Origin of the sequence: Rhizobium sp. BR 362 (assembly GCF_036528765.1) — a bacterium.
Lineage (GTDB): Bacteria > Pseudomonadota > Alphaproteobacteria > Rhizobiales > Rhizobiaceae > Rhizobium.
The window spans coordinates 1-12758 of sequence record NZ_JARWGH010000039.1; the positions used below are offsets into that span (position 1 = coordinate 1).

A 12758-nucleotide genomic window follows, 5' to 3' on the forward strand; every position below is an offset into this window, starting at 1 on the left:
CATAGGCCGCGCCGGTCTTCGTGCCGACCTCCAGCGCCATCAGCTTCTCGGCAGCAAAGCCGATCATCTCCCGCAGCAAATCGGCATCAGCGCTCTTCTCAACGAGTGAGCGCAGGTTCATCATGTCGTCGGTCATCGGTGGTGTCCCTCAGGTTGGCTCTAAGCAACCCGACCCTACCGGAAATCACCGATGGCTATGAAATCCAGCTACACCACTCCATGGGACACGATCATCGATAAAGCGCCAGTGCACGAGCAATGATATTGTCTGTTTTTGTCATCGCGCGCTCGTATCGTGAGAAAGCTGGCGCCGTATTTCTCGAAACGAGAAGTATGCCAGATTCAGAGCACGCTGATTTGGAGCACAGACTGCATACCCCCCTAGATGCATCTTAAACTCCGCTTCCCTTCGATCGCGTCAAGCAACGATGTGTCCGAAATTTTGAAGACGGATGAAGATTTGCACGCACCTGAGTTTGTCGCGCGAATAAAAAGCCCCTATCCGGTTAGGGATAGGGGACAGGTTACCATGAAGTGCTCGGTTTCAAATCGTCGGAGGCGCTCCGACGATTGAATTAGACCATGACAATGTTGTGAATGATATACGCCATTCGGCCTTCGCAATGCGGCCTGTTCGGTAAGGTTCCTCGGAACTAGGTAGCAAATGCCACCGAATTTTCGGTCAAAAATCGTTTCCTCTAGCTCTGTTGATGGAGTGCGACTCCTTTCAGCCGAAAATTCTGATCATTCTTTCACGGCACCGGTCATCGACGAAACATAGTAGTCGACGAAGAAGGAGTAGAGGATCACGACGGGCAATGAACCGAATAGGGCGCCAGCCATAAGCGATCCCCATTCGAAGACATCGCCGCGCACCAACTCCGTCAGAACGCCAACCGGGATGGTTTTGTTTTCCGAAGATTGAATGAAGGTGAGCGCGTAGATGAACTCGTTCCAGGACAGCGTAAAGGCGAAGATGCCGGCCGATATGAGGCCAGGCACTGCTAACGGCAGAATGATCTTCGTCAGGATCTGCCAACGGTTGGCACCATCGACCAGCGCGCTTTCTTCCAGCTCGAAAGGTATCGACCTGAAATAGCCCATCAGCAACCAGGTACAAAATGGAATGAGGAAGGTTGGATAGGTGAAGATGAGCGCCAGCCTGGAATCGTAAATTCCAAGCTTGAAGACAATGAAGGCCAAGGGAATGAACAGGATCGAAGGCGGAACGAGATAGGCTAGAAAGATCAGCAACCCGATTGGACGCGAGCCGGTAAAACGCACGCGCTCGATTGCGTAGGCGCCAAAAATCGACGCCAGCAGCGATAAAACAGTCGATCCCACCGCCACCAATACCGTGTTCCAGAGCCAGCCTGGATAGGACGTTTCGAAGAACAGGTACTTGATGTGATCGAGCGTCGGCCCCACGACCCAGAAGGGGCTGTAATTATTGTAGTCGGTCAACTGTGCGTTCGGCTTGATGGCCGTTATGGCCATCCAGTAGAAGGGAAACAGAAGTACGAAGACAAAGACAGCCATTGGCAGATAGAGCATGACGATGCGCCGCGGCAGGCGATTGAGATAACCCATGCCTTGGACGTTGTCGGTAAGAACGGGATTAGCCGTTTCGGTTTTGATGGTCATGGCGTTCTCCCGATTTCAATCCTGTCCGCCCTGCTGCCATTTGCGGCGCTGCAGACCGAAGAAGCTGAACATGATGGCGCCGAGTAAGAAGGGAATCATCGCCACCGCGATTGCCGCACCCTCGCCGAGCTGACCGCCCGGGATGCCACGCTGAAAGGAAAGCGTCGCCATCAGATGCGTCGCGTTGACCGGCCCGCCTTTGGTCAGCACATAAATTAACTGGAAATCCGTGAATGTGAATAGCACCGAGAACGTCATCACCACGGCGATGATTGGCGTCAGCATCGGCAGCGTTACATAGCGGAAGCGCTGCCAACTTGTGGCGCCATCAAGGGACGCCGCCTCCTGCAGCGAAGCAGGAATCGTCTGCAGGCCGGCAAGCAGCGAAATCGCCACGAAGGGAATGCCGCGCCAGACATTGGCGATAATGACTGAGATCCGCGCATTGGTCGGATCGCCGAGGAAATTGATCGGGCCATGGATCAGGCCGATCTTCATCAGAGACCATGAGACGATCGAAAATTGGGAATCATAAATCCACCAGAATGCCAGTCCCGAAAGCACCGTCGGCACGACCCAGGGCAGAAGCACGATTGCCCGGAAGAAGGATTTGAATGGCAGGTGCTGATTGAGAAGCAGTGCCAACCAAAGGCCGAGGACAAACTTCAGAACGGAGGCAATGAAGGTGTAGAGCAATGTATTGAAGACCGAGAGCCAAAAGACGGAGTCATTGGCCAGGAATTGATAATTCTCCAATCCGATAAAGCTGCCGGCGCGCCCGATCCGCGTGTCGGTGAAGCCGAGCCAGACCCCAAGTCCCAGCGGATAGGTCAGAAAACAAAGCAGAAAGATTGCCGCGGGCAACATGAAGAGGAAGCCGAGCATATTGTTGTTCTGCATGAGCGATCTGATCGGCCTGCGCGTCGTATCGCCGGATGTCACGGTCGACATGGCATTATCCTCCTGATGGACAGTCGCAGCATGCCGGCGCCGGCATGCTGCAGATCTTCGCGGGGATTAAACCTTGTAGTAACGGTTTGCCCGGCGCTCAGCTTCTTTCATTGCATCCTCCGGCGTCATCTGGCCGGTCACGGCGGCGGCGAACATATCGACGAGCACGTAGTCGGCCATCACGCCTGCCGAAGCATAGCCCAGAGGGCCAGCATAGCCGTTGGGGCGAAGCGTTTCCGAGGCGCGTGCATAGGGTGCATGCACCGGATCGGCGGTCCAGACGGGGTTGTTGGCAAAGGCCTTCAAGGGTTGGCAGCAATAGGCGCTCGAACCTTGAATCCAGGCGTTCATTTGGTCGCCTTCCATCATGAACTTGATATAGGCCTTGGCGGCTTCCGGGTATTTGGTATGGCTGAAAAGAACCAGCGAACTCGTTTGGTGCAGCTCGACGCTCTTGCCGACCGGGCCGATCGGAAAGTTTGTCGTCCTGATATCGGCCGCGATCTCGGCAAGCTTCGGATCCTTCTTGGCCGAATAATAGACCGATACGCCATTTGCAATGAGCGATACTTGTCCGGCAAGGAAGGCTCGGTTGTTGTTGATGTCTTGCCAGCTTTCCGTCCCCGGGATGAAGGTTGCATAAAGATCCATCCCATAGCGGATGGCAGCCAGGGTTTCGGGGCTGTTGATCGTCACTTTGCTGTTTTCGTCCACCATCTTGCCGCCATGGCTCCAAAGCAGCCAATGGGCGTAGTTGTTGCCGTCACCGACGGCCTTGCCATGCGGGAAGCCGGCAGGCGTGCCTTTGGCCTTCATCGCCTTGCAAAGCTCAAGAAATCCCGCGGTATCCTTGGGGAATTCATTAAAACCGGCCGCCTTTACGTGACTATCCCGATAAACAACGGCATTGCCGATCGCCGTCAGCGGCATCGCGATGAACTTGTCGCCGCGGGTTGCATAACCGCGCAAACCGTCATACCAGCCGCCATATTTGTTGCCGAGATAGGTGGCGAGTTCCGTTAGGTCGACGAGTTTGTCAGGATACTGGTGAGCATCGTCGAACCAGCACATCACCATGTCTGGACCGGAACCGACATTGGCGGCGACGGCAGCCTTCGGCCGGATGTCTTCCCAGCTTTCCTTGTCGATGCGAACTTCGACGCCGGTCGCCTCTGTGAACTTTTTGGTATTGGCAAGCCAGGCATCTTCGTCTCCCTTGACGAAGGGTGTCCAACGAAGAAGCCGGAGACTTGCGCCCTTTTCGGGCGTGTAGCTCGGCTCGGTTTGGGCGAAAGACGGCCGGATGCCGAGGGGCGAGAGGCCGGCGATACCGGCCGCTGCCGCAGATGCGGCGAGAAAGTCACGTCTCTTGATTGCCATGATACTCCTCCTTTGAAAAACGGGAGCAAATCCCTCGGCGCCCACCTTCCCGTTTTGGTGAACGACGACCATCACATCCGGCCTGCCGGATGCTTCCGCCTCGGCGAAGGAACAGAAAGACTCCTCTTCTTGCTGTCCCCGAAGCGGCTTCAGATAGTCAATCTCTGACCGCTTTCGGCGTCGAAGAGATGGACATGCGGCACATCGATGGAAATGCGCAGCGTATCGCCGGGTTTGGCATCGATCCGTTCGCGAAAGACGCAATTGACCTCGCTGCCACCAAACCGAACCGTCATTTGCGTTTCGTAGCCGGTCGGCTCGATCACGATGATTTCCGCCGGCAGACCATTGTCGTCGGGCGCGATATATTCCGGACGTAGGCCATAGATGAGGTCGCGACCCCTCCCGGCGGCCGGCGGATTTGAAACCGGCAGGACCGTTCCATCAGACGCGATGAAGCGAGCATCATTTCCCGCATCGAGGCGGCCCTTGATCATGTTCATCGCCGGCGAGCCGATGAAGCCCGCGACGAAAAGATTGGCAGGCTTGTCGTAAAGCTCCAGCGGCTTTCCCACCTGCTCCACAACGCCGTCATGCATGACGACGATCTTGTCGGCCATTGTCATGGCCTCGATCTGATCATGCGTGACGTATACGGTCGTGGTGCCAAGACGTTGATGAAGCCCCTTGATCTCCGCACGCATGGCGACCCGGAGCTTTGCATCAAGATTGGAAAGGGGCTCGTCGAAGAGGAAGACCTGTGGATCGCGCACGATTGCCCGGCCCATGGCTACGCGCTGGCGCTGACCACCGGAAAGCTGGCGGGGATAGCGGTCGAGCAGTTTGGTGAGGCCAAGGATATCCGCGGCCTTCTTGACCCGCTGATCCATGTCCGCTTTCGGCGAGCGTTTGAGCATCAGCGAGAAGGCCATGTTCTGTGCCACCGACATGTGGGGGTAAAGCGCATAATTTTGAAACACCATCGCTATGTCGCGGTCGCCGGGCGCCACTCCATTGACGACACGATTGCCGATACGGATCTCGCCTGCGGAAATATTCTCGAGCCCGGCAAGCATTCTCAGAAGTGTGGATTTTCCGCATCCAGACGGCCCGACCAGAATTACGAATTCGCCGTCCGCAATCTCGATGTTCACACCCTTGATGACCGGAAACGCTCCGAATGATTTCTTGACATCGACAAACTCGACACCTGCCATAAAAGTTCCTCCCAGAACTTTGTCCTCATTTTCGACCTCTATCTACCGGTCCTCCCCTCCCCGGGATGTCACCGATAGAACGCCAACCAATTCACTTTCGACATCCTATCCCCTGCCGACGAACGGCATCTTTGTCGCCATTACCGTCATGGTCAGAACGTTAGCCTCCAGCGGAAGGCTTGCCATATAGACGACTGCGCGAGCGACATGCTCGGCCGGGATTGTGGGTTCGCTGGCGACTTCTCCGTTTGCCTGCAGCACACCGGAACTCATCCGCGCGGTCATGTCCGTTGCGGCATTGCCGATATCAATCTGGCCGCAAGCGATATCGAACGGCCGCCCATCGAGCGCCGTTGATTTCGTAAGACCGGTGATCGCGTGCTTGGTCGCAGTATATGGAGCCGAGTTCGGTCTCGGCGTCGTCGCCGAAATCGACCCGTTGTTGATGATGCGGCCGCCGCGGGGCACCTGCGATTTCATCAGCCTGAAAGCCTGCTGCGTGCAAAGGAAGGCACCGGTGAGGTTGGCCGCGACCACGCTGTTCCACTGATCGAAAGTAATGTCTTCGAGCGGGATCGCCGGAGCGCCGCTGCCGGCATTGTTGACGAGGAGATCGAGCCGGCCAAATTCTGACCTGATCTTTCCGAAAAGGTCAGCCACCTGCTCGGCAGCGCCGACATCGCAGGCAATCGCCCGCGTCGTGCCACCGGTCTCCGCGGCGAGTTCGCCGGCGGCTTTTTCCAACACATCGCTGCGGCGGCCGGTAATGATAACAGCATAACCCTCCTCGCACAGCGCCTTGGCGATGCAGCGGCCGATGCCGGTACCACCGCCGGTGACGAGCGCGATTCGGGTTCTCGGCCCGGTTTCGGATTGCTCCATCTCAGACTTTTCCTCCCTCGCATGCATGTCAGGCAGATCTCCCAATGCTGTTCAGCTCAGACCGAATTACCGCCGGCCAGCAGAACCTTGGTCGATTCGTAAATGCGTGTGAGATGATGCTGGAATGCGGCAACGACGCCGTCTCGATCATGCTGCGCGAGAGCTTCAATGATCGACAGATGATCACTGTAACTGGCATCGATCGCGCCCGGCTGCGACATGGCATTGCGCCGGTAGTTCATCATGTAGGTGTATAAATCGGTGACGAAATCGGCAAGCAGCGGGTTCCCGCAGGCGCGATATATCGCGATGTGGAATTCACGGTCGCAAATCAGGAAACGCATCGCGTCGTCTCCGCTGAGACGCTGCGCTTCCATGAGGGCCTGCAGTTTCGCTAACGTCGTGTCGTCGATCCGTTCGGCAGCGTCGCCGACGATTTTCAGTTCAATGTGAAGACGTGCTGCATGAACAGACTCCAGATCGTAGCTGTCGATGGCACTCGGAGAAGCGATCATCACGGTAATGTGGCTGAGATCAACCTTGCCAACACGACTGCGGCTGCCGTGCGAAACCTCGATGATGCCCTGCGCAGCGAGGGTCTGGATGGCACCGCGCACCGTTTCGCGACTGACATGGAGAACATTGGCTAGCTCGCGTTCGCCGGGCAACTCGTCGCCTGGCCGCAGCATATTCGTCGCGATCAGGACCATCAGCTTCTCGGCGATGACGCCACGCGCCGTTCGGCGGGCGAGGCTCCGCGCGATATTCGGTACCTCGGTCAAGACTGGACTCTCGCCCATCGCGCCCCCCGGTCCACTGGTCGGTCCAGCAGATCAGTTAATTAAAGATCGTTGAGGAAATCAGTCAAGACATTTCACGCTTGTAATCCCATGTCGATCAATCCAGAGATCGGGGTGAAAACACCTCGACTCCAAACACCTCACGGCCTTGGCCGGGCAATGGCCGAAACGAAGCTCCGGATTGGGTCACCCGATGATCCTCCCACTTGGTTGGTGGAAAGTAAATTATTTCAACCGCCAGTAAACTATGCTATCGTACCACCGCCGGGCCTCTCGTTCTCAGGAGGGATGTTATGAGAACAGAAGAGAGCATTGAAAGCACACAATCCGATTCGAAGACGCCCGAGCTGCAAAAGCTCGAGGCGATCCATGAACGTCATCAGAATGCGGCATGGCGGAAAAATGTGGAGAGATTGGAGGAGTTGCGCCGTTCATTCTCGAAACAGCAGAGCGAAGTCTTTTCGTCCGAGCTACGCGATAAAATTCGGACGACCATAAAGGCAGACCGATCACGGGATCTTCGAGGCCCTGGAATGCGTTACAACTCGCTGATCGCGGCCCAGGAGGCGGGCGTCGATTTGCTGGCACTCAAGGGGATCCATGACCAGGCATACCAAAAGATCGGAAGATTTGTGAAAAACAACGATCGGTTTCTAGCCCACGAGACCATAGTTGGCAGTACCACCGATATTATTTCGCAGCCGCCGCCTATCATTTGGATTCCTTTGCCGGATCCCGACAAGGAGAAATTGTTCTATCCGCCGTTTGGAGGATCGTGGGATCGTTTCGAACAAAATCAGGCAAGTGGTGACGGGGCAATTGTCGCGAATAATTCCTATCTCGATGAGACCGCGCGATTGGGATCAAAACTCGTCGCTAGAAACCACGATGCGTCCGACGTGGATCTTATCTGCGCCTATCGCGAAACTGGCTATCTGGTGCGTTTCAAGACGCTTCGAACTGGTATTCTTCAGGTCAAGGCAGATCTGTCTGCCCTCATTTGTCGCCACAATATTTCCACCGACGATGAATGGGGCTGGTCGGATTTTCATGCCACGACACGCGGCAGACTGGTTTTAGCGGTGTTTTGGAACTGGGAGGACGTCGATCCAGCAAACGAGGTCAGCGATCAATGGTTTGTCGCGGGCCTTGATTGCAGTGGTGATGGCGAGAGCTTCCCAGGCGAAAGTGTCCAGGCGGTCCCGGGCGAGCGTCGGATCATAAATCTGTTCACGAGCATGGCATTTCCTGCCAATCAGAAGGTTTGGGTCTATGTCGGGCTCTCTGACCAGATATGGGCATTCCTTAATGACGTCAGTATCGACATCTCGATCGATTCTGCATGGCTGCTGAACTCGTTGGCTATCCGGTCGATTTGAGATGATTTGGCGAAGAGGCATCCACACTTGCTGGCTCGGCGTGTTGGATATTCAAAACCTCTTCGCCACCTTCTTTTCCGCTAACACACATCGTGTCCGCCAGAACCAAACGCCGTGCTCCGGCCACGCCGCTCGACTGCGTTGGCCTCTTCTCCAAACCGGCAAGGTGGATCACCGTCTTTGCGGGGAGTGCCTGCTCAGGCCGCTTTGCTCAGAGTGGACAATACCTCCGCCACCGTCTCGCCGAACGAGGACGGTGTGGGCACGATGGCAACACCTGCCCCCTTCAGGATCTCAACCTTTTCCTGGGCCGACTCTCCGAAAGCCGAGATGATCGCACCCGCGTGGCCCATGCGCCGGCCCTTCGGCGCCGAGAGGCCGGCAATATAGGCGATCAGCGGCTTCTTCATATTATCCCGTGCCCAGAGCGCAGCTTCCGCCTCCTGCGGGCCGCCGATCTCACCGATCATCAGTACGGCGTCGGTATTCGGATCCTTTTCGAACAGTTCGAGCATGTCCTTGAACGACGAGCCGTTGATCGGATCTCCGCCGATACCCACCGACGTGGAAACCCCGATGCCGAGCGCCTTCATTTGGCTCGCAGCTTCGTAGCCAAGCGTGCCGGAACGACCGACAATACCGATCCTGCCGGGCAGATAGATCGAACCCGGCATGATGCCCATCAGCGCCTCGCCCGGCGTAATCATGCCCGCACAGTTCGGGCCAACCAGTCTCATGCGATCCTCGAAACGATAGCGTCTCATATACCGCTTGACCCTGATCATGTCCTGGGAGGGAATGCCATCGGTGATGCAGACGCAGAGCCTGATGCCGGCATCTGCCGCTTCCATGATCGAGTCGGCTGCGAAGGGCGGCGGCACGAAGACAATGGAGGCTTCGGCGCCGGTTTCCTGCATCGCACCTTTCACCGTGTTGAAGACCGGCATGCCGAGATGGGTCTGCCCACCCTTGCCGGGGGTGACACCGCCAACGACGTTGGTGCCGTAACGCTTCATGTCCTCGGCGTGGAAGCTGCCGATCTTGCCGGTGAAACCCTGCACAATCACGCGGGTGTTCTTGTTAAGTAGAATGGCCATGGCGTGATCCTCCCTCAAGCAGCCTTGTTCGCGGTGTAGGAGCGCCAGGCACTGACAGCCTTGTCGGCAGCCTCCGCCAGCGTATCCGCGATGATGATGTTTTCGCCGGACTCGGCGAGGATGCGCCGGCCCTCTTCCATGTTGGTGCCGGAGAGGCGCACGACGAGCGGGACAGGAACGCCGACTTCGCGAAGCGCCTTGATCACGCCCTCGGCCACCCAGTCGCAGCGGTTGATGCCGGCGAAGATGTTGACGAGGATCGTTTCGACCTGCCTGTCGCGGAGCACGGCGCGGAAGCTCTTTGCCACGCGTTCCGGCGAGGCGCCGCCGCCGATGTCGAGAAAGTTCGCGGGCTCGCCGCCGGCGATCTTGATCATGTCCATGGTTGCCATGGCCAGGCCCGCGCCGTTGATAATGCAGCCGATATTGCCATTGAGGCCGACATAGGAAAGGCCGCGATCCGACGCATAGGTTTCGCGCTGGTCCTCCTGGCTTTTGTCGCGCATCTCCGAAATATGCGGCCGGCGGAACAGTGCGTTCTCGTCGAAGCTCATTTTGGCGTCGAGCGCCACGAGTTCGCCGCGGCGCGTGACGACCAACGGATTGATCTCGAGCATCGAGGCATCATAATCGACGAAGGCGCGGTAGCAGCCGAGCAGCGTCTGCGTCGCGCGGCCGATCAGGGCATTATCGATGCCGAGCCCGAAGGCGATCTCGCGGGCTTGAAAATCCTGCATGCCGACGCCGGGATCGACGGTTGCGCGGATGATCGAATCCGGTTCGGCTTCGGCAATTTCTTCGATCTCCATGCCGCCCGAGGACGAGGCAACGATCATGATGCGCTCGGATTTGCGGTCGAGAACGAAGCCGAGATAAATCTCCCGCTCGATATCCATCGCCTCTTCGACATAGAGGCGGCTGACCAGTTTTCCGTGCGGCCCGGTCTGGTGCGTTACAAGAGTGCGGCCGAGCATGGAGTCGGCGGCGTCGACGATCTCGTGGTCAAACGAACAGAGTTTGACACCGCCCGCCTTGCCGCGGGCACCGGAATGGATCTGCGCCTTGACGATCCAGCGATCGCCACCGATCTCCCGGGCGCGATAAGCCGCCTGCTCGGGACTATAGGCGAGGCCGCCGCGCGGGATGTGGATCTGGTAGCGGGAGAGAAGTTCCTTGGCCTGGTATTCGTGGATGTCCATGTCTGTTTCCTCTCAGCGGCTAGCGGTGATGGCGTCATGCGTGGCGAGCACGTTGCGCGCCATGCGCTCGGAGGCAGCATCGATCATCTTGCCCTCGAGCGACGCCGCGCCCTTGCCCTGCCTCTCCGCAAGCTTCAGCGCCTCGATGATGCGGCGGGCACGATCGACCTCCTTTTCAGGCGGAGAGAATATGTCGTTGGCGAGAGCGATCTGGCTGGGATGGATCGCCCACTTGCCCTCGATGCCGAGCGCTGCAGCCCGGCGGCCGGCGGCCTCGTAGCCCTCAGGATCGGAGAAATCTCCGAAGGGACCGTCGATGGCGCGCAGGCCGTAGGCGCGGCAAGCCACCGTCAAGCGCGACAGGCCGAAATGCCACTGATCGCCGGGATAGTCCGGATTGAGCCCACCAATATTGACGGTGCGGGCCTTTAGGCTTGCGGCATAATCCGCGACACCGAAATGCAGTGCTTCCAGCCGGCCGCCGAAAGAGGCAATCGCCTCGACATTGGCCATACCGAGCGCGGTTTCGATCAGCGCCTCAAGGCCGACGCGGGTCTTGTAGCCCTTGGCGATCTCGATCTGGTTGACCATCGCCTCGACCATGTAGAGGTCGGCGGGGACGCCGACTTTCGGAATTAGTAGCGTGTCGATCCGGTCGCCGGCCTGTTCCATCAGATCGACGACGTCCCGGTACATATAATGGGTGTCCAGCCCGTTGATGCGCACCGAGATCGTCTTGCCGCGGCTGCGCCAATCGATTTGGTTCAGCGCCTTTACGATATTGGCGCGGGCGCGCTCCTTGTCCGGCGGTGCCACCGCATCCTCGATATCGAGGAAGATATAATCTGCGGCCGAATTGGCGGCCTTCTCGATCATTTCCGGACTGGACCCCGGTACGGCAAGCTCGCTGCGCTGCAGACGGAGCCGGCGGAGGTGGTTGATGGTGTGGCTCATGATGATCTCCTGGTCCCGTCGTTCAGGCTGCCTTGGCGGCTGCGGTTGCCGCGGCGGAGCGGAACTGATTGATCGCCGCCGCCACGCCTGAGCCAGCCTCGATTTTTACGCCGCAATCCAGCAGCGTCAGTTCGGCGGCGCCGAGCGCGCCCAGCACCATCACCTCATTGAGTGAGCCGAGATGGCCGATGCGGAAAACTTTGCCGGCCACCTTGCTGAGGCCACTGCCGAGCGAGGTGTTGTAGGCGCGATAAGCGTGTTTTATGACCTCGACGCCATCGATGCCTTCGGGCAGGCGGATTGCCGATACGGTGTCAGAGTGCCATTTCGGCTCGGTCGCGCAGAGCTTGAGCCCCCAGGCGGAAACCGCAGCGCGGACGCCATTCGCGAGATGATGATGGCGCGCGAAGATGTTTTCCAGGCCTTCCTCGAAGATCAGGTCCAGCGCGGCGCGCAAACCGCGAAGCAATTGCGTCGGCGGCGTGTAGGGGAAATATCCGGTATCGTTGGTCTTGATCATGTCCTCGAAGGAGAAGTAGCAGCGCGTGTGGCGCGCAGTCTTGGAAGCTTCCAGCGCCTTCTGGCTGACCGAAAGGAAGCCCAGCCCGGCAGGCAGCATGAAGCCCTTCTGCGAGCCGGAAACGGCGCAATCGACACCCCATTCATCCTGGCGAAAATCGATCGAACCGATCGAGGAGACGCCATCGACGAAGAGCAGCGCGGGGTGGCCGCAGGCATCGAGTGCCGCGCGGACGGCGGCGACGTCAGAGGTCACACCGGTTGCCGTTTCGTTATGCGTCACGAACACGGCCTTGATCTCGTGCGTCTTGTCGGCAGCGAGACGTTCGGCATAAAGCTCGACGGGCACGCCCGTACCCCATTCCATGTCGAGGCAATCGACTTCGAAGCCGAGGCGCTCGGCCATGTCGACCCAGAGATGAGAGAACTGGCCGAACCGGCTCATCAGCAACTTGTCGCCCGGTGAAAGCACGTTGGTCATCGCCGCTTCCCAAGCGCCGGTGCCTGAGGACGGATAGATGAACACACGGCCGTTGTGGTTCTTGAACACCTTTTTGACGTCGGCGAAGAGTGGCAGCGTCAATTCCGGATAGCGCGGTGAGCGCATGTCTTCCATCGGCAGGTTCATCGCCTGGCGAATTTGTTCGGGAATATTGGTGGGGCCGGGAATGAAGAGATGATTGTAGCCTGCCATGGTTCCTCCGATGCATGCTGGTCCGAGAACGAACGTTTCCTC

Annotated in this window: 11 protein-coding genes and 1 pseudogene; 1 reads left to right on the forward strand and 11 read right to left on the reverse strand. The window is 58.1% G+C overall.

Going from position 1 to position 12758, the window contains the following annotated elements; translation table 11 throughout:
• The 7 genes and pseudogenes from QDY28_RS26920 to QDY28_RS26950 all read right to left on the reverse strand — a co-directional run.
• A pseudogene (locus QDY28_RS26920) lies at positions 1-136 on the reverse strand (IS256 family transposase); the annotation flags it as partial.
• A gap of 608 nt (positions 137-744) precedes the next feature.
• Positions 745-1644, reverse strand: a complete 900-nt coding sequence (locus QDY28_RS26925) for a carbohydrate ABC transporter permease (RefSeq protein ID WP_331384389.1) — start codon at positions 1642-1644, stop codon at positions 745-747.
• A gap of 15 nt (positions 1645-1659) precedes the next feature.
• Entirely contained in the window at positions 1660-2595 is a 936-nt protein-coding gene (locus tag QDY28_RS26930) for a carbohydrate ABC transporter permease (protein WP_331384390.1), read from the reverse strand.
• 66 nt (positions 2596-2661) lie between these two features.
• Entirely contained in the window at positions 2662-3975 is a 1314-nt protein-coding gene (locus QDY28_RS26935) for an ABC transporter substrate-binding protein (RefSeq protein WP_331384391.1), read from the reverse strand.
• Positions 3976-4124: 149 nt separating this feature from the next.
• Entirely contained in the window at positions 4125-5192 is a 1068-nt protein-coding gene (locus tag QDY28_RS26940) for an ABC transporter ATP-binding protein (protein ID WP_331384392.1), read from the reverse strand.
• A gap of 105 nt (positions 5193-5297) precedes the next feature.
• Entirely contained in the window at positions 5298-6074 is a 777-nt protein-coding gene (locus QDY28_RS26945) for an SDR family oxidoreductase (protein WP_331384393.1), read from the reverse strand.
• Positions 6075-6130: 56 nt separating this feature from the next.
• A complete protein-coding gene (locus QDY28_RS26950) occupies positions 6131-6874 on the reverse strand; it encodes a FadR/GntR family transcriptional regulator (protein ID WP_331384394.1) in 744 nt (247 codons plus the stop codon).
• A 293-nt stretch (positions 6875-7167) separates the two neighbouring features.
• Here QDY28_RS26950 and QDY28_RS26955 point away from each other — a divergent pair, with 293 nt between their 5' ends.
• Positions 7168-8253 (forward strand): hypothetical protein, encoded by a 1086-nt coding sequence (locus QDY28_RS26955; protein WP_331384395.1) that lies wholly within the window; start codon positions 7168-7170, stop codon positions 8251-8253.
• A gap of 197 nt (positions 8254-8450) precedes the next feature.
• Here the strand turns inward: QDY28_RS26955 and sucD are convergent, their stop codons facing one another.
• The 4 genes from sucD to QDY28_RS26975 are packed head-to-tail and all read right to left on the reverse strand — an operon-like array spanning position 8451 to position 12716.
• Positions 8451-9350, reverse strand: coding sequence for a succinate--CoA ligase subunit alpha (gene sucD, locus QDY28_RS26960; protein WP_331384396.1), 900 nt, complete (start codon positions 9348-9350; stop codon positions 8451-8453).
• Positions 9351-9364: 14 nt separating this feature from the next.
• Positions 9365-10549 carry a malate--CoA ligase subunit beta gene (locus tag QDY28_RS26965; protein WP_331384397.1) on the reverse strand — a complete coding sequence of 395 codons (1185 nt, stop codon included), beginning with the start codon at positions 10547-10549 and terminating at the stop codon, positions 9365-9367.
• A 12-nt stretch (positions 10550-10561) separates the two neighbouring features.
• Positions 10562-11503: an HpcH/HpaI aldolase/citrate lyase family protein gene (locus tag QDY28_RS26970; protein ID WP_331384398.1), complete on the reverse strand. Its 942-nt coding sequence runs from the start codon at positions 11501-11503 to the stop codon at positions 10562-10564.
• Between the two features lie 22 nt (positions 11504-11525).
• On the reverse strand, positions 11526-12716 hold the full coding sequence (locus QDY28_RS26975) for an aminotransferase class V-fold PLP-dependent enzyme (protein ID WP_331384399.1): 1191 nt from the start codon (positions 12714-12716) through the stop codon (positions 11526-11528).
• Positions 12717-12758 lie beyond the last annotated feature (42 nt).

Excerpts from the sequence above, each read along its gene's own strand:
- QDY28_RS26935 (WP_331384391.1), bottom strand. The coding sequence starts at position 3,975 with ATGGCAATCAAGAGACGTGACTTTCTCGCCGCATCTGCGGCAGCGGCC.
- QDY28_RS26975 (WP_331384399.1), bottom strand. The coding sequence starts at position 12,716 with ATGGCAGGCTACAATCATCTCTTCATTCCCGGCCCCACCAATATTCCC.
- QDY28_RS26945 (WP_331384393.1), bottom strand. The coding sequence starts at position 6,074 with ATGGAGCAATCCGAAACCGGGCCGAGAACCCGAATCGCGCTCGTCACC.
- QDY28_RS26970 (WP_331384398.1), bottom strand. The coding sequence starts at position 11,503 with ATGAGCCACACCATCAACCACCTCCGCCGGCTCCGTCTGCAGCGCAGC.
- sucD (WP_331384396.1), bottom strand. The coding sequence starts at position 9,350 with ATGGCCATTCTACTTAACAAGAACACCCGCGTGATTGTGCAGGGTTTC.
- QDY28_RS26965 (WP_331384397.1), bottom strand. The coding sequence starts at position 10,549 with ATGGACATCCACGAATACCAGGCCAAGGAACTTCTCTCCCGCTACCAG.
- QDY28_RS26940 (WP_331384392.1), bottom strand. The coding sequence starts at position 5,192 with ATGGCAGGTGTCGAGTTTGTCGATGTCAAGAAATCATTCGGAGCGTTT.
- QDY28_RS26955 (WP_331384395.1), top strand. The coding sequence starts at position 7,168 with ATGAGAACAGAAGAGAGCATTGAAAGCACACAATCCGATTCGAAGACG.
- QDY28_RS26950 (WP_331384394.1), bottom strand. The coding sequence starts at position 6,874 with ATGGGCGAGAGTCCAGTCTTGACCGAGGTACCGAATATCGCGCGGAGC.
- QDY28_RS26925 (WP_331384389.1), bottom strand. The coding sequence starts at position 1,644 with ATGACCATCAAAACCGAAACGGCTAATCCCGTTCTTACCGACAACGTC.
- QDY28_RS26930 (WP_331384390.1), bottom strand. The coding sequence starts at position 2,595 with ATGTCGACCGTGACATCCGGCGATACGACGCGCAGGCCGATCAGATCG.